The sequence below is a fragment of the Anaeromyxobacter soli genome, assembly GCF_022808855.1.
Taxonomy (GTDB): domain Bacteria; phylum Myxococcota; class Myxococcia; order Myxococcales; family Anaeromyxobacteraceae; genus Anaeromyxobacter; species Anaeromyxobacter soli.
On sequence record NZ_JAKZLF010000019.1, the window covers coordinates 73453 to 95288 of the forward strand.

A 21836-nucleotide genomic window follows, 5' to 3' on the forward strand; every position below is an offset into this window, starting at 1 on the left:
CCTTACTGGCTCGCCCCCGGCGCGCTCGGGTAGGGCGGGCTCGCGCCGCGGAGCCCGGTCTGCGCGGTCTGACGGAGGAACGCGCCCACGCCCCGGTAGCTGTGGAGCTTGTTCGCGTGGGCGACCACCTCCACGGCGGCGCCGTCGAGGAGCGCGCGCGCCACGATCGCCTCGCCGAGGTCGCGCACCGCGTGGAGCTCTCCGCCGCAGTAGGGGCAGGACTCCGCCGACTCCGCGTTCGCGCCGATGGCGAGGCAGTTCTCGCAGCGCCAGCCCGTGCCGTCGAAGCACTCCTCGATGACGAGCCGGTGCACGCGCCCCTGGTTCAGCGCCTCGACCACGTCGCTCGGGCCGAGCACGCCGAGCGCGCCGCGGAGCGACTGGGCCACCACCTGCTCGATGGCGTCGTGCTCGTCCAGCTTCTCCCGCTCGGCGAGCGCCTTCACGGCGCCCTTCACGATGCCGTCGCGCCGCATCCCGTCCCCGGACTCCCAGTCCCGCGGCCGCGGGAGCCGCGCGATGATGCGCTCCTTGAGCCGCTCCGGAAGCTCGCGCTCGAAGGCGGCCAGCGTCTCGGCGGTGCCGACGAGCACGACATAGGCCTGCCGGTGCTGGTCGTAGAAGGCGGTCACCTCCGCCGCCGCGGCGCGCCGGTTCTTCTGGACGTAGTTCTCGTGGTGGCGGACCTCCTTCGTCTCCCGCTCGTACTGCGCCCGCGGCCGCCCGGAGCCGCCCGCGTTGAAGTTGTCGCGCTCGCGGCGCGGGACGAAGCCGCGCAGGTTCGCCTCGACGGCGAGATCGCCGAGGGACACGTGGTAGATGTCCGCGCCCTCCTGGCTCGGCGCGACCACGATGGCCGGCGCGACGTCGTCCTGGAGCCGCGCGAGCTGGGTGAGGTGCGGGATGGCGTCGGTGGTGAGCGCGTTCTCGAACGACCGCCGGAAGAAGTGCGGCTGCCACAGGCCGAGCGCGTCGCACGCGAACAGCGCGAGCCCGTTCTTGTTCTCCTCGTACTCCTGGCCGAGCAGGCCGTTCACCTGCTCCTGGATCCGCCTCAGGTTCTTCTCGAGCCCCGCGCGGCCCGGGCTCTCCGGTAGGTAGTGCGCGAGGGTCTGCCGGATTCGCTCCTGCACGAACAGCCGGACGCGTTCGCGCTGCTGCTCGTCCTTCCAACGGATGTCGAGGTACAGGCTGACGATGGGCTCGCTGCCGCTCTTGTAGCGGGCGAGCTCGGAGAGCGTTCCGTCGAGCTCGATCATTCCTTCCTCCCTTGTCACCACAACGTGGACATGCCCACGGGCCCCGCGCGCGTCGAGTCGTCGGCGGGGCTCTGCGCCTCTCGATTGGCCGATTGCCGCGCCGCGCCGGACGGGTTAGATGGCGGCCGTGGCCCTGCTCGACGCCCTGCGCGCGCTCACCGACTTCACCCCCCCGCGGGCGCTGCCCGACGCGGATTTCTCGCTCCTCGGCGACGTCCTCGAGGCGCACGGCCTCGGGCCGCTCGCCTCGTACCAGCTCGAGACGACGCGGCTCGGCGCAGGCCTGCCGGAGGCGTTCCGCGAGCGCCTGCTCGGCAACTACCAGGGGGTCGTGAACGACAACGTCCTGAAGCTCGTCTCCCTGCGCAACGCGCTGCGCGAGGCGCCGGAGCTGCCGGTCGTGCTGCTCGACGCGGCCGCCTACGTGGACTGGCTCTACCCGCACATGGCGTTCCGCCCGGTGGGCGAGGTACGCATCGCGATGCGGCCGGCCGACCGCGAGCAGCTCGTCTCCCGGGTGCCTGCGCTCCACGTGGAGCGCACCGAGCACGAGGGCCGCACGGCGGTGCTCGCAGACGAGCGCATCACCATCGCCGTGCAGGACGCCCTGTGGCCCGGTGGCCCGGCGGAGGGGCCACTCTTCGAGCGCGGCCGGCCGCACCGGGCGTTTGGCCCGGGGGCCGCCCGGCCGTCGGCCGAGGACGCGCTCCTCGCGACGGTCGCGGAGCAGGCGGGCCTGGGACTCTTCGCGCCGCTCATCACCTTCGTGGACGTGCGCGAGCTGCTCCGCCTCGAGCTCGACGTCCGCTACCTCCACGCCCGCGCCGCGGACCTGCGGCTGTCGCGCGCGCTCTTCGGCTCGAGCCAGCTCGCCGCGCACTTCTACCCCGAGATCGCGGACGCGGCGGCGCGGGTGCGCCCGGCGCTCGGCGTCGCCGAGCGGCTCGCCGTCGAGCGGGTGGTGGAGGCGGCGAAGGACCCGGCCCAGCTCCGCCACCTGCGCGGCGTGGATGCCGCGGCGAGGCTCGTGGTCGCGCCGTGACCCCGGAGCGAGCGAGACGCGTCGGCGTGGGGGCCTACGCGGCCGCCCTCGCGGCGCTCTCGCTCCTCCACCTCGGCACCGGGCTCGCGGACAACGGCGACTTCGATCGCTCGACCTACTTCCTCCTCGAGAAGCCGGTCGGGTTCGCGACGAACTGGCCGCCCTACGACACCCCCGAGCGCGAGCGCCGCATCCTCGGCGAGTGGCACGACCGCTGGGAGCTCGCCCCGGACGCGCCGCGGGTCCACCCGGGCATGACGGCCTCGTCCTACAAGCCCATCCTCGCGGCGCAGGTGGCCCTCGACGGGCTCGTCACGCGCGACCGCGAGTACTCGTTCGTCGTCGGCTCCCTGCCGCTCCGCGCGCTGCTCGTCGCGGGCGTCGTCGCGCTCGTCGCTGCCGCCGCCGCCGAGGCGCCCGCCGCGGGGGTGGTGCTCGCCCTCCTGCTCGGCCTCGTCGCGCTCGAGACGAGCTTCGTCGCGTTCCTGAACAGCGCCTTCGAGGACCAGGTCGCGATCGTGTTCCTGCCGCTCCTCGCGCTCCTCACGTGGCGCGCGGCGCGGGAGCGATCGCGCTGGGACGCGCTCGCCGCGCTCGCCGTGGCCGCGCTCGTGGGGGCGGCGAAGCCCGCCTTCTTCTACCTGCCGCTCCTCGCGGCGCCCTTCCTGTGGGACGCGCTCAGTGCGCGGACGGCGGCCACTCGCGCGCTGGCGGTCGCGGCCCTCCTCCTCGCCCAGGCCGTCGCCGTCGTCCCGCCCCTCGTGAACCGCGCCACGACGCGGCTCAACGCCTACCAGGCGCTCTACTACGGCGCGCTCCTCCCGCTCTCCGACGCGGAGCTCGCCGAGGTGCGTGTGCGCGGGGCGCCGGTCGATCGCGACTGCATCGGCGTGCGAGCCTACGTGCGGCCCGAGGGGCCGGCCTGCCTCGAGCGCGCGCCCGGCTCGCTCGCCGCCGCCGCAGGCCTCCTCGCGACGCACCCGCGCGCCGCCGCCGCGCTCGTCGCCCGCGCGGTGGCGAAGGGCGCCGACGTGGACCTCGCCTACCTCTCGAAGCGCGCGCCGGGCCTCGCGTCCTACGCCGAGCTGTTCCCGTTCCGCTTCTGGACCGGCGTCTTCCACCGGCTCGGGCGGGCCGTGCTCGCGCTCTCGCTCCTCGCGGCCGCCTCGCCGCTCCTCGCGTCAGCGCGGCGCTCCGGCGCGGCGCGCCCGGCGGGGCTCCTCGCGCTCTTCGGCGTCCTGCAGTACCCGGTCTCGCTCGCCGACGGGCTCGTCGAGACGCAGAAGCACGTGCTCGTGGGGAACTACGCGAACGTGCTCGCGCTCTCGCTCGCCGCCGCCTGGCTCGCCGCCGCCGCGGCGCATGCGCTGCGCAGGGCGCCCCCGGAAGCGGGCGGCGCCGCGCCGGCGCACGCTCGCACCGCCGCTCGTTGAGCCGGCCGCTCCGTGCTACCCTCCGGGCGCTTTTTCCTGGGGGAGCACACATGCGGATCGCTGTCGTCGGCACGGGCTACGTCGGCCTCGTCACCGGCACCTGCTTCGCCGAGACCGGCCACACCGTCGTCTGCCTCGACGTGGACGCGCGCAAGATCGAGACGCTGCGCGCCGGCGGGATCCCGATCTACGAGCCCGGCCTCGAGGAGCTCGTCCGCCGCAACGTGAAGGAGCGGCGGCTCACCTTCACGACCTCCTACGCCGAGGCCATCGGGGGCGCGGAGGTCGCATTCATCGCGGTGGGCACCCCGCCCGGCGAGAACGGCGAGGCGGACCTCCAGTACGTGCTCTCCGCGGCCGAGGACATCGGCCGGCACCTCACCCGCCCGTGCGTGGTGGTGGACAAGAGCACCGTGCCGGTCGGCAGCGCGGAGAAGGTCGCCGAGGCCCTGGGGCGCGTCGCGCAGCACCCGTTCGACGTGGTCTCGAACCCCGAGTTCCTCAAGGAGGGGGCCGCCATCGAGGACTTCATGCGGCCCGACCGCGTGGTCGTGGGCGTCGCCTCCGAGCGCGGCCGCGCGGTGATGGCCGAGCTGTACGCGCCGTTCGTCCGCGCCGAGCAGCCGGTGCTGTTCATGGACCTGCGCTCCGCCGAGCTCACCAAGTACGCGGCGAACGCCATGCTGGCGACGCGCATCTCCTTCATGAACGAGATGGCCGCGCTGTGCGAGCGGCTCGGCGCCGACGTGGATCAGGTGCGGCGCGGCATCGGCTCCGATCGCCGCATCGGCCACCCGTTCCTCTTCCCCGGCGTGGGCTTCGGCGGCTCCTGCTTTCCGAAGGACGTGCGCGCCGTCATGACCATGGCCCGCCACGTGGGCCTCGACTTCGACCTGCTCCGCTCGGTGGAGCGCGTGAACGAGCGCCAGAAGCGCTGGCTCGTGGAGAAGGCCACGAAGCACTTCGGCTCGCTCGCCGGGAAGACCATCGCGGTGTGGGGGCTCGCCTTCAAGCCCAAGACCGACGACATGCGCGAGGCGCCGGCGATCTCGGTGGTGGAGGGGCTCCTCGGCGCGGGCGCCCGGGTGCGCGCCCACGATCCGGTGGCCGCCGAGGTGGCGGAGCGGCTCTTCGACGGCCGCGGTGTCGTGCTCGCCGACGAGCCCTACGCGGCGGCGGAGGGCGCCGACGCGCTCATGCTCGTCACCGAATGGAACGAGTTCCGCCAGCCCGACCTCGCCCGCCTGAAGGCGCTCCTGCGCCAGCCGGTGCTCCTCGACGGCCGGAACGTGTGGGACGCCGCGAAGATGCGGGCGGCGGGGTTCACGTACTACGGGGTGGGGCGGAACGCGGCGGAGCTGCAATGAAGACGACGGCCGCGCCGCGAGGCGCCGGCGCGACGGCGCCGGGCTCCCTCGTTGCCGCCGTCGGAGCGGGGCTCTTCGCGCCCGCTCCGGTCATGATCCTGCTCGCGGCGGCCGGGTTCGCGATCGGCGTTCCCATCGGGCCTGCGCACGCGGTGATCGCGCTCGCGGCGGGGGCGTCGCTCTCGACGTGGGCGGCCCGCGACGCGGGCGTCCGCTCGCGCGCCGCGCTGTGGCTCGTGGCCGCGCTGCCGCTCCTCGGGTGGGCCGCGTCGTGCGCCCTCGCCTCCCGCTTCTTCGACATGTCCTGGGACGGGCTCGCCTACCACGCGCCCGCCATCGACGACCTCGCCCGCGGCTGGAACCCGTTCCACGTGGTCGGCGATCCCTTCCGAAGCGAAGGGTTCGCGTTCTGGATCGATCACTATCCGAAGGCGTCGTGGGAGGTCGCCGCGGCGCTCTACCGTCTCGGGATTCCCTTCCAGGCCGCGAAGGGTATGAACGTCGTGCTCATCGCGGCGGCGCTCTGCTTCGTGTTCGCGGCGGCGCGCGCGCGGGCGGGCCTCGGCCCCTTCACATCGCTGGCGATCGCGGCAGCGGCGGCGCTGAACCCGGTAGCCGTTGCGCAGCTCTTCTCGCTCTATGTGGACGGGCAGCTTGCGGCCACCATCACGATCCTCCTCGCCGCCATGCTCCTCGTGGGGATCCCGGGGCTGCGCCTCGCCGCCGCGACGGGCCTCGCTGGCGCAGCCCTGTATCTCCCCAACCTCAAGTTCACGGGCGTGGTGTACGCGGTTGGGGCAGCTCTCGCGTTCGTCGCGATAGGCCTCCTCACCCGCGCGCCGGGAGTTCGGCGGTACGCCGTGGCCCTCGCGGTCGCGATCCCGCTCGCGGTCGCCCTCGTCGGCTACGCGCCCTACGTGACGAACGCCCGCGAGCACGGGCATCCGTTCTTCCCGATCATGGGACCGGGGAAGATCGATTTCATGACCGCGAACACCCCGTCCGCCCTGCGCGGGCGGGATCGCCTGTCAGCCCTCGCGATCGCGACCTTCGGCGCGTGTGACGGTGCGGAGGTCCACCCGAAGGCTCCGTTCCGAGTCGTGGAGGGCGAGCTCGCCTGGCTCGGTGTGGTCGACCTGCGCGTCGGCGGCTTCGGCCCGCTTTTCAGCGGCGCGTTGCTCGTCGCCCTCGCGACGACGCTCCTGCTCCTCTGGCGCGCGCCCGAGACGCGGCGGGATCCCGCCTGGCTCGTCGGAGCGGCGCTCGTCGCGAGCGTCCTCGTGAACCCCGAGGCCTGGTGGGCGCGGTACGTGCCGCAGCTCTGGCTCGTCCCGATCCTCACGGCGGTCGTCGCGCTGCGCGCTCGCCGGCGCGCCCTCGCCGCTGCGGGCCTCGCGCTCGCGCTGGCCGGGAGCGCCCTCACGCTCGCGTCCCAGCACCGCGCCCGCACGATCGGCACCACGGTCCTCGCGGCGCACCTCGACAGCCTCGCGCGGATGCCGCAGCCGCTCGAGATCTATTTCGGTCCGTTCGAGGGGCTCGAGCCCTCGCTGCGCGAGCGCGGGATCGCCTTCCACAAACGCTCGGCCGCGCCGAGCTGCGCGGAGCCCGTCACCCACCCGGCGTACCCGCAGTACACCGTCTGTTCCGCCGGCGCGTCGACCGCCAACGCCCGCTGAGCGGCGGCGTGCACCGCCGCCCGTCCGTCACTCCCGCACGCACTCGATGAGCACGTGTGGGTAGGGCAGCACGTCTCGGATGCGCCGCGCGCTCGCGCGAAACCCAGCCTCGGCGAGGAGCGCCAGCCAGTCCTCGGGCGAGCGATAGCTGAGCTGGTCCTGGGGCGCCATCACGCGATCGAGCGCCCAGGTGAACGCGAGCCCGAGGCGCGGCGCGGTCGCGATCTCCTTCACGAGGAGGGTGGCGCCCGGCGCGAGCCGGTCCCGCACGTCTCGCAGTACGCCGAGATGGTGCTCGGCGGGGACGTGGTGCAGCACGTCCAGCGCGTAAGCCCCGTCGAAGCGCTCCGCCTGGGGCAGCGCGCGGACGTCGCTCACGGCGAACCGCGCCGGCAGGCCGAGCGCCTCGGACATCCGCGACGCGAGCGAGATCCGGCGCGCGTCGCGGTCCACGCCGAGCACCTCCCGTCCTTCGCCGCGCGCGGCGAAGTAGCCGGCGAAGAGCCCGAAGCCGCAGCCGACCTCGAGGATGCGCCCGCGGGCTGGGAGGAGCGCGTCCATGGGTGCGAGGATGTTCTCGCGGATGATGAGGAAGCGGAGCCTCGCGTACAGGCCCGCGCCGCCCGGGTAGGCGGCGGCGATGCGCCGCCGCGGGTCGGGCGCGCCGCGCGCGGCCGGCGAGGGGGTGCTCCTTGGCGTGGGCTGGCCGAGCGGCTCGGGCATGGCTCCTCCCTTCGGAGGTGAGGTCAGGAGGCGATGAGGATCACGAGGGCGGACGCCCCGGCGACGCCGTAGCTCGGGAGATCCCGCATGGCGAAGACGAGGGGGTCGTGGTGCATCTCGCCCCGCCGCACGAGCAACCAGAGCCGCGAGAGCCAGTAGAGCAGGAGCGGGCAGAGGGCCCACAGCACGTGGGGGTGGCTGTAGACGTGGCGCACGTCCGGACTCGAGACGTACAGCGCGAGGACGAGCACGGAGAGATAGCCGCTCCCGATTCCCATCGTGAACACCATCTCCCGGTCGACGCGCTGGTAGCCGCGCCCGGGGAGCGTGTCGTCGCTCGAGACGAGCTCGCTCGCGCGCTTCAGGAAGGCGAGGGATAGGAACAGGAACATCGAGAACGTCGCGAGCCACTCCGACACCACGATCCCGGTGGCCGCAGCGCCCGCGAAGATCCGGGTCGTGTACAGGATCGCGAGCACGAGCACGTCCGCGATGGGCTGGCGCTTGAGGCCGAACGAGTACGCCAGCGCCGCGGTGAGGTAGCCCGCCACGAGCAGGCTGAAAGCGAGGGGGAGCGGGACTGCCACGGTCCAGGCCGCGACGAACAGGAGCGGCGCGAGCGCGGCGCCCACGCGGGCCGACAGCGCCCCGGAGGCGAACGGCCGCAGGCGCTTGTGCGGGTGCAACCGATCCGCCTCGACGTCGCGCAGGTCGTTCGTGACGTAGACGCCCGAGGCGACGAGCCCGAACGCGACGAAGGCGAGCGCGGCGCGGAGCACCTCCTCCGGCTCCCGCAGCCGGTGGGCCGCCACGAGGGGGAGGAACACGAGGACGTTCTTCGCCCACTGGTGCAGCCGCAGCGCCCGTAAGATCTCGATCACGGTGCGTGCAATCCCGCCCCGCGCCTCGGCCGCGGGCGTCCCGCGCGCGCTGTCCCCGTCCATCGCCCCTCCGTCCGTGACGGCGCCCCGCGGAACAGCCGCCTCACACCCGCGGGTTCTTCCCCTTCGAGAGCACCAGCACGACGCCGGCGACCTCCTCGAGCACGTACTCGAGCCGCCGCGCGACCGCGAGCTCCTCGAGCACCTTCTGGCGCGACTCGGGGTCGGAGACCACCGCGGCGCCCACGAGGTCCACGATCGCGGAGGGATCGCTCATCTGCGCGACCGCCTCGGCGAGCTGCGGCGCGCCGGACTCGGCCGGGAGCCGCGTCGAGAGCTCGTAGACGAGCTGGCGGAGCGCCTCGAGCTCCGGCGCGAGCGCGGCGGCGCCTCCCTGCGGCCAGATCTCCTCGAGGATCTCCGCCTTCCACTCCCGGTACGCCTTCTCGGTGACGTGCTCCTCGACGAGCCGCACGCGGGCGAGGCCGCGCACGAGGATGTCGTAGCGGCCGTCGGGGTACTCCTGCTCGGCCTCGATGATGCCGGCCCCGCAGATGGGCTTGAGGCGCGGGCGGAGCCGCTGCGCGTCGGCCTTGGTGTAGAGCGCGGGGATCGCGACCACGCGATCCCCGGCCAGCGCGTCCTTCACGAGCGCCTTGTAGCGGGGCTCGAAGACGTGAAACGGCGTGGGCGTCCCGGGGAGGACGGCCACGCCGTGGAGCGGGAACACCTTGAGGGCGGCGCACGCGCTCGCGAGCGCCGCCCACTTGCCCTGCGGAGCGATGCGCTCCGCGCACATGTTAATGGGCCGCCGGGCTCGCCGAGGTCTCGCCCGCCGCCTTCATGCCCACCTGGATGCGCATCCCGTAGAACGAGCGGTAGACGAAGAACAGCGCGACGGCGAGGAAGACGGCCGCGAGGGTGACGCGCGTCCCGAGCTCCATCTTGATCGCGAGCTCGACGGCGAGGAGGCCGAAGAGCGTCGTGAACTTGATGATGGGGTTCATCGCGACGGACGAGGTGTCCTTGAACGGGTCGCCGACGGTGTCGCCGACCACGCACGCGTCGTGCAGCGCGGTGCCCTTCGCCTTGAGCTCCACCTCGACGACCTTCTTCGCGTTGTCCCAGGCGCCGCCGGCGTTCGCCATGAAGATCGCCTGGAACAGGCCGAAGATCGCGATCGAGATGAGGTAGCCGATGAAGAAGAACTCGTCGACGAACGAGAAGGACAGCGTCGCGAAGAACACGACGAGGAAGATGTTGAACATGCCCTTCTGCGCGTAGACCGTGCAGATCTCGACGACCTTCTTCGAGTCCTCGACGGAGGCCTTCTCGACGCCCTCGAGCTTGATGTTGGCCTTGATGAACTCGACCGCGCGGTAGGCGCCGGTGGAGACGGCCTGCGTGGACGCGCCGGTGAACCAGTAGATCACCGAGCCGCCCATGATGAGCCCGAGCAGGAAGAGCGGGTTCAGGATGGAGAGCTTCTCGAGGTTGGCGGTGAGGCCGCTCGTGAGCGCCACGATGATCGAGAAGATCATCGTCGTCGCGCCGACGACGGCCGTGCCGATGAGCACCGGCTTGGCGGTCGCCTTGAAGGTGTTGCCGGCGCCGTCGTTCTCCTCGAGGAAGTGCTTCGCCTTGTCGAAGTTCGGCTCGAACCCGAACTCCTTCTTCACCTCGGCGTGGACGTTCGGGACGTTCTCGATGAGCGAGAGCTCGTAGACGGACTGCGCGTTGTCGGTGACCGGGCCGTAGGAGTCGACCGCGATGGTCACCGGGCCCATGCCGAGGAAGCCGAAGGCGATGAGGCCGAAGGCGAACACCGCCGGGGCCATCATGAGGTCCGAGAGGCCGAGCGTGGAGACGCCCCAGCCGGCCGCCATGAGGGCGGTGATGACGAGGCCCATCCAGAACGCGGAGAAGTTGCCCGCCGTGAGGCCGGCGAGGACGTTCAGGGACGCGCCGCCCTCGCGGGAGGCCGTGACGACCTCCCTCACGTGGCCGGAGGAGGTGGAGGTGAAGACCTTCACGATCTCGGGGATGATCGCGCCGGCGAGCGTGCCGCAGGTGATGATCGTCGAGAGCTTCCACCACATCGTGCCGTCGCCGAGGTCGGCGATGAGCAGGTACGAGACGACGTAGGTGAGGACCACCGAGACGACCGAGGTGAGCCACACGAGCGCGGTGAGCGGCGCCTCGAAGTTCATCACCGTCGCGGTGGCGTAGCGGCCCTTCGCGACGGCCTCGTTGATCCAGTAGGACACGACCGACGCGATGACCATCATGATGCGCATCGCGAAGATCCAGACGAGCAGCTTCACCTGCACGGCCGGGTTGGAGATGGCGAGCAGGATGAAGGTGATGAGCGCGACGCCCGTCACGCCGTAGGTCTCGAAGCCGTCCGCGGAGGGGCCGACCGAGTCACCCGCGTTGTCGCCGGTGCAGTCGGCGATGACGCCGGGGTTACGCGCGTCGTCTTCCTTGATCTTGAAGACGATCTTCATCAGGTCCGAGCCGATGTCGGCGATCTTCGTGAAGATGCCGCCGGCGATGCGGAGCGCGGACGCGCCGAGCGACTCGCCGATCGCGAAGCCGATGAAGCAGGGGCCGGCGAGGTCGCGCGGGATGAAGAGGAGGATGAACAGCATGATGAGCAGCTCGACGCTGATGAGCATCGTGCCGATCGACATGCCGGCCTTGAGCGGGATGGCGTAGGTCGGGAACGGCTTGCCGCCCAGCGAGGCGAAGGCGGCGCGGCTGTTCGCGTAGGTGTTCACGCGGATGCCGAACCAGGCGACGCCGGTCGAGCCGATGATGCCGACGAGCGAGAACAGGAGGATGATCGCCACCCGGCCCAGCCCCATCCCCTGCTGCCCCTCGGGGCCGGTGGTGAGGAAGCCGAAGTACGCGACGATGATCACCGCGATGAAGGCCCACAGGATCGCGATGAACTTGCCCTGCGTGCCGAGGTAGGTCTTCGCAGTCTCGTAGATGAGCTCGGAGATCTCCCGCATCGAGCGGTGCACGGGCAGCGCCTTGAGCTGCCGGGCGACGACGAGGCCGAAGACAAGGCCGAGCGCGCAGACGAGGAGGCCGACGAGGAGGAGCGAGTGCCCCGTCACACCGCCGAGGAAGGTCTCGGACCCGAGGTCCGGCAGGACGAGGTTCGCCTCGCCCCCGCCGTGGTGCGGCGCTGCGGCGACGGCGAGGCGTGAAAGCAGGTGGGAGATGTTCATGGTCCGGGAATCCGAATCTTCGGATATTTCTTGGAATATCCGTTGGTTGCGCGACGGAACGCCGCGGCGGAGCCCGGATAGTACCGGCCCGTTGCGCTTTTTGGCAAGCGTTGGGGATGTTCGGGCGTCCCGAGCGCCCGCGGGCGCCGCGTGGCGCGCGGAAGAGCCGCGCCGCGGCCGGCGCCCCGCGCCGTAGGCGGGGGCGATCGCGGCCGGGCGAGCGCTCAGATGCCGGGCGTCGGGGCGCCGCTCGAGGTGGCGGTGAGGCCGCCGAGGTCGAGCGCCGCGAAGTTCACGTTGAAGTAGCCGGCCACGCCGCAGGAGTACATCACGCGCTTCACGATGCGGAACGGCACCGCCTTGTCCGCCTGGATGTTCACCACCCCGTCCCACTTCTTCTCGGGGTCCTGCTGGTGGATGAACTCCCAGCGCTTCTTCTCGTCGCGCAGCCGCTCCTCGAGCGCGGGGATGTTGAGGTAGCCCGAGTCGGAGTCGAGCTCGCGGATGTCCGCGACCTTCACCCCGGTCACGACCACCTGGTCGGCGCTCACCGCCACCACCGGCGCCATCTCGATCATCTGCCCGTGCTGCGCGTCGGGGAGCTTGATGTCCTTCTGCATGTACAGCACCTCGCCGGTGGCGCTGAACTGCTGCAGGAGGAAGATGACGAGCATCGTCATCATGTCGACCATCGGGACGACGTTCAGCTCCGCGTTGGTCGCCTTGTGAGCGCGGCCCATCTTGCCGCCGAGGATCTTCGACTTCTCGAACCGCTTCGCCGGGCGCTTGCCTGGAGTGACGATGGGCATGGCGGCTCTCTAGACCCCGGTGACGGCGACGGAGACGAGCCCCGCGCCGACGCACGTGTCGATGACCTGCACGAGGTCGCCGTACGGCACGGTGTCCTCGGCGGAGAGGGTGACCGCGGCGGCGTCCGGGTGATCGCCCTTGAGCGCCTTCAGCCGCTCGCCGAGGCCCTTGAGGTCGAAGCGCACGAGGCCGTCCTGGCCGCGCCCGAGGTTCGGGATCTCGATGGAGGTGCCGGCCGAGGTCGAGAGGTTGAAGCCCCGCTCGCCCATGGCGAGGGTCACGAGGAGCTGCTTCTGCGCCTCGGTCTGCTCGACCTCGGGCGCGCCGGTGCCGAGCTGCTGCACCTGGAGCCGCGAGACCTGCGTCCAGACCGCGGTGTAGAGGAGGAAGGTGATGCAGCAGGAGAGCAGGTCGATCGCCGGGACGACGTTGATCGTCGCGTCGAGCGCCTTCTTTCGCCGCTTGCCACCGCCGCCGCCCTGCTCGGGCATCGCGCCGCCGCCCATTGGCTACCTCCTCTCGCGTGAGCTCGGATCCGCTGCCGCCCGTGGCTCGCGCCGCGGACGGTCGCTCGGGCGCCCCGGGCCGCTCGCCCCGACGGGGCGAGCGGGGAGCGCCGGGATCCGTCCTAGTCGTCGTCACCCGTCGACACCGTCGCGGGCATCTTCATCTTGTCCTTGTTCGCGACGATGAGGTTCAGCACGGCGACCGAGGTCTCGTTGATCTCGTCGATCATGTGCTGGGTGCGGCCCTGCAGCACCGAGAAGGCGACGAGCGCCGGGATCGCGGTGAGGAGGCCGAACGCGGTGCAGTTCATGGCCTCGGAGATGGAGTCGGCGAGGATCGCCGCCTTGTCGGCCGGGTTGGCGTTCGCCACGGCGCCGAACGCGCCGATGAGGCCGACGATGGTGCCGAGGAGGCCGAGCAGCGTGGCCACGTTGCCGATCATGGCGAGGTAGCCCGTGCGCGCCTCGATCTTGGGCGACTCGCGCAGGGTCGCCTCGTCCATGGCGGCCTGCACGTCCTGATCGCCCTTCGGCACGTTGATGAGCCCCGCCTTGATGACGCTCGTGAGCGGCGTCTTCTTCTGCGAGGCGGTGAAGCTGATCGCCTTGTCGAGGTCGCCCGCGTAGATGTGCTTCTTGAGGCCGCGCAGGAAGGCGTCCTTATCGACGTTCGCCCTGAAATACAGGGCGATGATGCGGTCGATGACGAGCCCCACCACGAAGAACAGCGACACGAGGATGGGGTGCATCATCCAGCCACCGTCGTGGTAGTGCTTCGCCAGCGTTCCGAACATGTCGCCCATCTGGAAGGGTCCTCCGGACCGTGGGCACGCGCGGAAATCCGCAGGGAATTGCCGCGCGCTTGCCCGAGTGCTCGATCCCCTATCACGGGGTTTTCAGAGGCGTCAATTCGACGGCGTGCGCGCGCCGCGCACACCGTTCGACCTACACGCGACGCGCCCGCCGCCCCGCGCGGCCGTGTCGCGCACGTCCGGGCGAGACGGTGCATCCGCCGCGCTCGCCCGGCAATTGCCCGCGAGGCGGCCTGCGTCGTAGGCTCTCCGCCTCCGCGCGCCGGAGCGCCTGGCCGGTGAGCGGCCGAAAGCGCGCCGCACTCCGTCCGGGCGGTCGTCGGACATGCCGAACGAGACCACCTTCGCGCCCTACCGCCTCGCGCCCGGCGCGTTGCCGGAAGAGGCTGCCCGCGCGGCCGCCGCGCTCGACGCGCACCCGCTCGTCGCCACGCCCGCGGAGCCGTTGCCCGCGTCGCTCGTGAACCGCGCGCTCGCCGACGTGCCGTCAGGCCGCGCCACGACGCCGTCCGAGGCGTGCCGCGCGGCCGACGGGACGATCGCGGGCATGGGCGGCACCCCGCGCGCCTGCCTGTCGTCCGAGCGCCAGCGCGCCCGCGTCGGCGAGGCGGTCCGGGCCGCGCTCTCGGCCGGCTTCGCCGGCGTCTGCCTGGACCGCCCGGACGCGCCGCTCACGCTCGGCCTCCTCGGCGCAGGCTTCTGCACCGACTGCCAGCGCGCCTTCACCCGCCACCTCGTCCGCGAGTACGGCGATCACTTCCAGCCGATCGACTACCTCTCCCTCGCGCGCGAGGCCGTGGCGCAGGCCTCCGGCGCGCTCTCGTTCGAGGTCCTCCCGTTCGGGCGCGACTTCTGGCGCACCCGCAACGAGGCGCTCGAGCGGGCGGTCGCCGACTACGCGCGCAGCGCGCGCGACGCGGCTCGGGCCGCCGCCCGCGCGTTCGAGGTGGTGGTCCAGTTCGAGGCGGTCGGCCCGGCGCAGCTCCGCGCCGCGCGCCACGCCGACGCGGCCATCTTCCCGGCGAGCCTCGCGCCCGGCGCGACCGGGATCGGCCTGTTCCGCCTCCTGCGCGCGGCGATGGGCCGCCGCCTCGCGGCGGTCGCGCCCGCGGCTGCCTCCGCCGCCGGGGCGCACCCGCACGCGCGCCTCGCCGCCGTCGCGGCGAGCTGCGGCATCGACCTCTCCGGCGTAGAGCCGGCAGCGGCGCCGGGCACGGAGGTCGCGGCCGTGCGGCGGCTCGCCCGCCAGCTCGCCACCGCGGGCCGCTCGCCCCTCGTGACCACGCCGGTCGCCGAGTGCGCGATCCTCTACTCCGCCGAGGCGGACCTCTGGTCCGGCGGGCGGCACCGCGCCGCCGTCGAGCGCGCGGCGGAGGCGCTCGCGCAGCTGCACGTGCAGGCCCCGGTGGTGCTCCGCCTCGAGGACGCGCCGCCGGAGGCGGTCGTGGTGCTCGCCGACGCCGTGGGCGTGACGCCGCTCGAGGCCAAGGAGATCCGGCGGCGGCTCGAGGCAGGCGGGGGGGTGCTCGCGTTCGGCGAGCCCGCCGGCGCCGACGAGGTCGGGCGGCCAGGCGCGACGTTCTTGCCGGGCGGCAAGCCCGCCGGCGTGCGCGTGGGGAAGGGGACCTTCGCCGCCCTCGCGCCGCTCGCGCCGGAGAAGGGCAGCGCCGCGCCGCCGGACCCGGCGCTGCTCGAGCGCGCGCTCGCGGCGCTCCTCGGCAAGGGACGCCGGGCGGCGTCCGTCGCCTCGCGCCAGCCGCTCCTCGTGGTCCTCGACCGCACAGACGGCGCGGTTCACGCGCACCTCGTCACGCTCGGCCCGGAGCGCGCCCAGGGCGCGACCCTGTTCCTCGGCCTCCAGGTGGCGGGCGACGCCCGCCGCGCGCGCTTCGTCTCCGCCGACGGCAGCGACGTGCGCATCCCCATGAACCCGTCGGGCTACTCGCTCTCCACGGTGCTGCCCGCCTTCAAGGGCTACGCGATCCTCAGCGTGAACGTTTGAACGGAGCGTTCACCGTTCGGCGCTGGCGCCGCGGACGGGCAGCGTCACCGTCACGGTGGTGCCGCGGCCCTCGGCGGTGTCGAGGGCGATCCGGCCGCCGTGGCGCTCGAGGATGCCCTGCACGATCGGGAGCCCGAGGCCGATGCCCACGCCCGGGCGCGTCGTGAAGAACGGCTCGAACGCCCGGGCCGCGATCTCCGGCGGCATGCCCGCGCCGTCGTCCTGCACCGCGACCTTCACGGTCTCGCCGTCCTGCTCGAGCGCGAGCGACACGCGGCCGCCCTCGCCGACCGCCTGCGCGGCGTTCCGCACGAGGTTCACGAAGACGTGCACGAGGCTCGGGCGGTTCCCCTCGACCGGCGGCACCGGGACGAGCCGCTGCTCGAGCACCGCGCTCATCTCCTTGAGGGCGGGCTTCGCGAGCCGCGCCGCCTCGTCGAGCACCGAGGCGAGGTCCACGAGCTCGGCGCGCGCGCCGGAGGGCTTCGCGTAGGCGACGAGGTCGCGCGCGAGCCGCTGGATGCGCTGGCCCCCCTCGCGGATGGCGCGGAGCTTCTCCACGTCGGCGGGGTCGTGCCCGGCGTTCTGCAGCTTCTCCACGAGCACGTCCGAGTACATGTTCACCGCGGTGAGCGGGTTGTTGAGCTCGTGCACGACGCCCGCGACGAGCCGGCCGATGCCGGCGAGCCGCTCGGCGTGCTCCGCCGCGGCCTCGAGCGAGCGCACGCGCGTGAGGTCGTGGCCGATGGCGATGACCCCCTCGACGTCGCCGGCCGCGCCGAAGATGGGGGCGGTGTTCACCGCGATGCGCGCCTCGCGCCCCGCGGCGAGGAGCCGCGTCTCGAACCCGTCCACCGACTCGCCCGAGAGCCCGCGCGCGAGCACCGCCTCCACCGCGGCGTGCTCCTCCGGCGGGATGCGCGCGAGGAGATCGCCCCCGAGCGCCTCCTCGCGGGTGACCCCGGTGAGCCGCACCAGCGCGGCGTTCCAGACGATCACCTCGCGCGCCCGGCTCGCCACGAAGATGAGCGCGTTCGCGTGCTCGATGAGGTCCTCGAGGTAGGTCTTGAGGTAGGTGAGCTCCTCGACCGAGCGCAGGTTCCGGACGCCGAGGGCGGCGTGGTTCGCCACCTGGTACAGCAGCGACGCGTCGGAGAGCGGATCGCCCGGGCCGCCGCGCGCGTACTCGAGGTTCACGATGCCGAAGAGCTGCCCCGCCACGGCGAGCGGGACCGCGCTCGCCTCGTCGCAGCCCGCGAAGAGCGGCACGTCGCGCTCGACGATCTGGACGCCGCCCTGCTCGAGCGCCGCGCGCGAGAGGCCGGTGCGCTCGACCGCGATCGCCTTGAGGGCGAGCCGGCCGCGCGCGAGCGGCCGGAGCCGGCCGCGGGCGTACAGGGTGGTGAGCGCGAAGGTCCTCGGATCGACGAGCCGCACGCAGAAGGAGCGCGCGGGGAAGAGCAGCTCGAGCGCGCGCGCCACCGCCGCGGTGATCTGGTCCTCGCTGCGCGCCTCGGCGAGCTCGCGGGAGAGGGCGAGGAGCACGCGCGGGACCGCGGTGTCCTCGTCGGGCAGCGCCAGGGCGAGGGCGGCCGAGCCCAGGACCGCGCCGCTCTGCGCGGGCGTGAGCGCGGCGGAGACGTCGACGCGGGCGGGCACGCCGGCGACGCTCGTGCGGTAGCTGCGGATCGTCCCGGGGAGCGGGGTGGGGACCTCGCCGTCCACCGGCGGGAGGAGCGCGCCGAGCGCCGCGCCGCGGAGCGCGTCGGCGTCCTGCCCGAGCGCCCGCGCGAACGCCTCGTTCGCGAGCTTCACCACGCCGTCCTCGAGGACCACCGCCGGCACCGCCGCGGTGCGGAACACCTCGCGCAGCACGGCGTCGTCCACGCGCGGGGCGGGCCGCGGGGGCCTCCGCCGCGGCGTCGCGCGGGCCGATCGCTTCCGCGGCCGTGCCTTCTCCTTGCGTGCCACGCGCTTCCCCCGCAGTGACTCTAGCACGCGGAGCGGACGCGCCGACGAAGGCGGCGGCCGCGGCCTTCAGCGCCCGGCGCGATGTGCGGCGATGGCGGCGGACATCACCTCGCGCACCGGGACGCCGCGCTCGCGCGCGCGGGCGAGGCAGTCGTCGTACTCGGGGTGAGCGCCCAGCTCGCGCCCGGCCTGCCACGCCACCTTGACCCGCACGACCCCGTAGGGCGTCTCCACCTGCTCGAAGGTGCGCTCGAGGGCGTCCCGCTCGACCGCGTGGCGGCGGACGCCGAGCGTGGTGGTCTCCGCGAAGAGCGCCTGGGTCACCGCCGCGCGGCGCGGCTCCTCGCACAGCGCGCCCAGGAGCATCCCCGGGCGTCCCTTCTTCATGGTGAGCGGCGCGGCCCACGCGTCGAGCGCGCCCGCCTCGAGCGCGGCCTCGATGGCGCGCGCGACGAGCTGCCCGGGGCAGTCGTCGAGGTTCGCCTCGAGCACCCACAGCGCCCCGGCGCCGGCCTCCGCGGGCGCGCCGCCCGCGGGGCTCGCGCCCGGGGCGAGCGGGACCTCCTCGGCGAGCGTCATGCGCAGCACGTTCGGCCGGTCCGGCCAGGTGACCGTCCCGACGCCGTGGCCGATCCGGCGCGGCACGAACGGCGGCAGGGGCCCCACCTGGGCGAACTCGGCGAGGAGGGCGGCGCCGGTGGGCGTGACCGCCTCGCCGGGAGGCCCGCCGGGCCGCACGGGCGTGCCGGCGAGCAGCTCCAGCACCGCCGGCGGGGGGATGGGCACCGGCCCGTGCGCCGTCCGGGCGATCCCGCGCCCGAGCTCGGGCGGCGCGGACACCACGCGCGGCCAGCCGAGCAGGTCGAGCGCCACCGCCGCGCCGCACAGGTCCACGATCGAGTCCACCGCGCCGACCTCGTGGAAGTGCACCTCCTCGACCGGCACGCCGTGGACCTTCGCCTCGGCCCGGCCGATCCGCTCGAACAGCCCGCGCGCGGCGGCCTTCACCCGCGGCGCGAGCGCGCTCGCGTCGAGGATGCCGAGGATCTCGGAGAGCGACCGCGCGGGCGGCTCCTGCCCCTCCACGACCACGTCCACGTGCGTGCCGAGGATCGCCGAGGCGCTCCGGCGCTGCACCTCGAGCCGCCAGCCGGGCACGCCCAGCGAGCGGAGCGCCTCCTCGAGGCGGGCGCGGTCGACGCCCAGGTCGAGCGCCGCCGCGAGGAACATGTCGCCGGCGATGCCGCCGATGGGTTCGAGGACGAGCAGAGGCTGCATGGAGAGGCTCCTACTCGCGCGCGATGAGGCCCGCCACGAACGCCGCCCCGAAGCCGTTGTCGATGTTCACGACCGTGACGTTGGGCGCGCAGGAGTTGAGCATGGTGAGGAGGGGCGCCATGCCGCCGAGCGAGGCTCCGTAGCCGACGGAGGTGGGCACCCCGATGACGGGCCGCCCCACGAGGCCCCCCACCACCGAGGGGAGCGCGCCCTCCATGCCGGCCGCCACGATCACGGCGCGGGCCCGCTCGAGGTCCGCCCGGCGCGCGAGGAGCCGGTGCAGGCCGGCGACGCCCACGTCGTAGACCCGGATCACCTCGAGGCCCATCACGTCGAGCGTCACCGCCGCCTCCTCGCAGACGGGGATGTCGCTCGTCCCGGCGCAGCAGACCGCGACCGGCCCGCGCGCCGGGACGTCCATGCGCCCCTTGCGCAGGGTGCGCGAGACCGGGTCGTACTTCGCCCCCTTCACCGCGCGCCTCACCGGCGCGGCCTTGTCCGCCGCGAGGCGCGTCACGAGGAGCGGCCCGCGGGCCGCGAGCTGCTTCGCGATCGCGGCGACCTGGGCGCCGGTCTTGGCCTCGGCGAGCACCACCTCCGGCATGCCCACGCGCAGCGCGCGGTGCGTGTCGATCGTGGCGACGTCGCCGAGCCGCTCGAACGGCGCGTGCTTCATGTGCGCGACCGCGTCGTCGACGGTGGTGTCGCCATTGCGGACGCCGTCGAGGAGCCGGCGCAGCGTGCGTTCGTCCATGCCGGGGTGTCTAGCGCAGATCGAGGTGCGAGAGGAGCCTCGCGATCCGTTCCGGCTCGGGCATGACGAGGATGAGCCCCTCGAGGGCCCCGCGGTCGACCTCGGCGGCGAGGGTGAAGCGGGTGGCGAGCGCGATCGAGCCGGCGTGGGCGACGAGCCGCTCGACGCAGGCGCGGCCGCTGCCGCGCGCGAAGGTGGGCACCGACAGGAGCAGCTTCTCGCCGACCAGGGTCCCGATGGCGGAGACGAAGGCGCTCCCCACGATGTTGCCCGACTCCATGAGGGCGCTCTCGGCCATGCCGCCCCAGCCCTCGCCCGCGCCGGGCGGGAAGCCGAGCAGCGCCGCGAGCCCCTCCGCGTCCGCCTCGGGCAGGGCGAGGAGCAGGTCGCCCTGGAGCGGCCCCTCGAGCTTCACGCCGACGGCGACGAGGTCCTGGCCGAGCCCCCCGAGGAACACGGCGATCGCGCCCGCCTCGGCGCCCACCCACGCCTCGGGGACGTCCATCTCGATGCGCCGGCCGGCGAGCTTGCCGAGCGCGGTGATGGCCTGCCCGCAGCCGATGGTGGCGAGCTCCTGGAGGGCGTCGAGGTCTCGCGGGCCGAAGGAGGTCACGCCGAGAGGAGCCTCTGAACGTCCAGGATGAACACCGGCCGCCCGGTGCCGAGCACCGTCACCGCGGAGAGGCCGGGCACGAGGTCGAGCGGCTCGCCGAGCGGCTTCAGCACCGCCTCGTGCTGGCCGAGGAGCGCGTCCACCGCGAGGCCGACCCGCCCGCCGTCGCCGCCGTCGGCCACCACCACCGAGCGCTCGTCGAAGGGCGCGCCCGGGAAGCCGAGCAGGCGGGTGAGGTCGTGCACCGGGACGAGCGCGCCCTCGTGCTCCAGCACCGGCGTCCCCTGGCTCCGCTCGAGCCGGGAGAGCGCCACCTGCGCCGCGCCGTGGACCTTGGCGATGGGGATGCCGAGCACCTCCTCGCCGACGCGCACGAGCAGCACCGGCTGCACCGCCACGGTGAGCGGCAGGCGGAAGGTGACGCGCGTGCCCTTGCCGGGCACGGAGTCGAGCTCGAGCGTGCCGCCCACCCCCTCGACGGTGCGCTTCACCGCGTCGAGGCCGACGCCGCGGCCGGAGACGTCGGTGACGGTCTCGGCGGTCGAGACGCCCGGCAGGCAGGCGAGCAGGAGCGCCTCGCGCTCGGGGAGCTCCGCCGCGTCCTCCGCGCTGAGCGCGCCGCGCGCGACCGCGGCGGCGCGGAGCTTCTCGGGGTTCATGCCGCGCCCGTCGTCCGAGATCTCGAGGATCACCCGGTCCCGCTCGCGGCGAGCGGTGATGGCGAGGGCGCCGGTGGCGGGCTTCCCGGCGAGGAGCCGGAGGTGGGGGAGCTCGACGCCGTGATCGACGGCGTTGCGCAGGACGTGCAGCACCGGGTCCGACAGCTCCTCCAGGATGGCGCGGTCGAGCTCGATCTCCGCGCCGCGGATCTCCACCTCCACGCTCTTGCCGAGCTTGCGCGCGACGTCGCGCGCCGTGCGCGGGAGCCGCTCGGTGACGAGGGCGAGCGGCGTCATCCGCACCGTCATCACCTTGTCGTGCAGGTCCTTCACGATCGCGTGCAGCCGGTCCACGCCCTCGTCGAGCGCGGGGCGAGCGCCCTCCGGCAGCGCCCGGCCGATCTCGCGGATGCGCGCGGTGGCGAGGATGAGCTCGCCCACCGCGTCGAGGAAGCCGTCGAGGATCTCGGTGCGGACGCGCACCGTGCGGCTCGCCTCCCCGGGCGTCCCCTCTCGCGCGGGCGCCGGGGCCGGCGCGGGGGCGCGCTCCGCCTCCGCCTCGCGGAGCGTGACGGCGGCGATGTCGGAGATCTGCGCGAGGGCGCGCTCCACCGCCTGGAGCGACTCGGCGGTGTCGAGCAGGACCTCGAGGCGCTTGCCCGGGATGCGGCCGGCGCGGAGCTCCTCCACGGACGGCCGGGCCTCGGCGACCTGCCCGAGCGCGCCGAGCTTCTTCACCACGAGGAAGCCGCGCACCGCCGGCACCGGGCAGGACCCGGCGATCTCGACCTGCACCTGCACGCGCCGG

General features: G+C 73.6%; 18 protein-coding genes. 5 read left to right on the forward strand and 13 right to left on the reverse strand.

The genetic code is table 11. The features are described from left to right. Window positions 1-2: 2 nt before the first annotated feature. Window positions 3-1259, reverse strand: a complete 1257-nt coding sequence (locus MLV88_RS14210; RefSeq protein ID WP_242335639.1) for a baeRF10 domain-containing protein — start codon at window positions 1257-1259, stop codon at window positions 3-5. Window positions 1260-1377: 118 nt separating this feature from the next. Here MLV88_RS14210 and MLV88_RS14215 point away from each other — a divergent pair, with 118 nt between their 5' ends. Genes MLV88_RS14215 through MLV88_RS14230 form a run of 4 tightly spaced genes read left to right on the forward strand, consistent with a single transcriptional unit; the run spans window position 1378 to window position 6780 of the window. Beyond that, window positions 1378-2301 (forward strand): nucleotidyltransferase family protein, encoded by a 924-nt coding sequence (locus MLV88_RS14215; RefSeq protein WP_243337780.1) that lies wholly within the window; start codon window positions 1378-1380, stop codon window positions 2299-2301. Between the two features lie 26 nt (window positions 2302-2327). Next, on the forward strand, window positions 2328-3734 hold the full coding sequence (locus MLV88_RS14220) for a hypothetical protein (RefSeq protein ID WP_243337782.1): 1407 nt from the start codon (window positions 2328-2330) through the stop codon (window positions 3732-3734). Between the two features lie 50 nt (window positions 3735-3784). Next, window positions 3785-5101, forward strand: a complete 1317-nt coding sequence (locus MLV88_RS14225) for a UDP-glucose dehydrogenase family protein (protein ID WP_243337787.1) — start codon at window positions 3785-3787, stop codon at window positions 5099-5101. Continuing rightward, window positions 5098-6780, forward strand: a complete 1683-nt coding sequence (locus tag MLV88_RS14230) for a hypothetical protein (RefSeq protein WP_243337788.1) — start codon at window positions 5098-5100, stop codon at window positions 6778-6780. The genes MLV88_RS14225 and MLV88_RS14230 overlap by 4 nt, the downstream gene beginning before the upstream one ends. A 27-nt stretch (window positions 6781-6807) precedes the next feature. Here the strand turns inward: MLV88_RS14230 and MLV88_RS14235 are convergent, their stop codons facing one another. The 7 genes from MLV88_RS14235 to MLV88_RS14265 all read right to left on the reverse strand — a co-directional run bounded on the left by MLV88_RS14235 (window position 6808) and on the right by MLV88_RS14265 (window position 13742). After that, window positions 6808-7503: a class I SAM-dependent methyltransferase gene (locus tag MLV88_RS14235; protein ID WP_243337789.1), complete on the reverse strand. Its 696-nt coding sequence runs from the start codon at window positions 7501-7503 to the stop codon at window positions 6808-6810. Between the two features lie 23 nt (window positions 7504-7526). Continuing rightward, entirely contained in the window at window positions 7527-8384 is an 858-nt protein-coding gene (locus MLV88_RS14240; RefSeq protein ID WP_243337790.1) for a UbiA family prenyltransferase, read from the reverse strand. 103 nt (window positions 8385-8487) lie between these two features. After that, on the reverse strand, window positions 8488-9183 hold the full coding sequence (locus tag MLV88_RS14245) for an LON peptidase substrate-binding domain-containing protein (RefSeq protein WP_242335648.1): 696 nt from the start codon (window positions 9181-9183) through the stop codon (window positions 8488-8490). A gap of 1 nt (window position 9184) precedes the next feature. Next, window positions 9185-11623, reverse strand: coding sequence for a sodium-translocating pyrophosphatase (locus MLV88_RS14250; RefSeq protein ID WP_243337793.1), 2439 nt, complete (start codon window positions 11621-11623; stop codon window positions 9185-9187). Window positions 11624-11847: 224 nt separating this feature from the next. Beyond that, window positions 11848-12432: an ExbD/TolR family protein gene (locus MLV88_RS14255; RefSeq protein WP_242335654.1), complete on the reverse strand. Its 585-nt coding sequence runs from the start codon at window positions 12430-12432 to the stop codon at window positions 11848-11850. A gap of 9 nt (window positions 12433-12441) precedes the next feature. Continuing rightward, window positions 12442-12939, reverse strand: a complete 498-nt coding sequence (locus MLV88_RS14260; RefSeq protein WP_242360408.1) for an ExbD/TolR family protein — start codon at window positions 12937-12939, stop codon at window positions 12442-12444. A 122-nt stretch (window positions 12940-13061) separates the two neighbouring features. Beyond that, window positions 13062-13742 (reverse strand): MotA/TolQ/ExbB proton channel family protein, encoded by a 681-nt coding sequence (locus MLV88_RS14265; protein WP_242344800.1) that lies wholly within the window; start codon window positions 13740-13742, stop codon window positions 13062-13064. A gap of 334 nt (window positions 13743-14076) precedes the next feature. Between MLV88_RS14265 and MLV88_RS14270 the strand changes: the two genes are divergently transcribed. Beyond that, complete coding sequence (locus tag MLV88_RS14270; RefSeq protein WP_243337795.1) at window positions 14077-15753, forward strand: hypothetical protein; 1677 nt, start codon at window positions 14077-14079, stop codon at window positions 15751-15753. Between the two features lie 9 nt (window positions 15754-15762). On the opposite strand, the gene MLV88_RS14275 is transcribed toward MLV88_RS14270, so the two are convergent. The 5 genes from MLV88_RS14275 to MLV88_RS14295 form a co-directional block, all read right to left on the reverse strand. After that, complete coding sequence (locus MLV88_RS14275; protein WP_243337797.1) at window positions 15763-17640, reverse strand: ATP-binding protein; 1878 nt, start codon at window positions 17638-17640, stop codon at window positions 15763-15765. A gap of 150 nt (window positions 17641-17790) precedes the next feature. After that, on the reverse strand, window positions 17791-19002 hold the full coding sequence (gene larC, locus MLV88_RS14280; protein ID WP_242341069.1) for a nickel pincer cofactor biosynthesis protein LarC: 1212 nt from the start codon (window positions 19000-19002) through the stop codon (window positions 17791-17793). A gap of 10 nt (window positions 19003-19012) precedes the next feature. Continuing rightward, window positions 19013-19756, reverse strand: coding sequence for a nickel pincer cofactor biosynthesis protein LarB (larB, locus tag MLV88_RS14285; protein ID WP_242360412.1), 744 nt, complete (start codon window positions 19754-19756; stop codon window positions 19013-19015). A 10-nt stretch (window positions 19757-19766) separates the two neighbouring features. Then, window positions 19767-20369 carry a chemotaxis protein CheC gene (locus MLV88_RS14290; protein ID WP_242341071.1) on the reverse strand — a complete coding sequence of 201 codons (603 nt, stop codon included), beginning with the start codon at window positions 20367-20369 and terminating at the stop codon, window positions 19767-19769. Further along, on the reverse strand, window positions 20366-21836 hold a 1471-nt coding region (locus tag MLV88_RS14295; RefSeq protein WP_243337798.1), incomplete at its 5' end, for a chemotaxis protein CheA. The genes MLV88_RS14290 and MLV88_RS14295, both read right to left, overlap by 4 nt.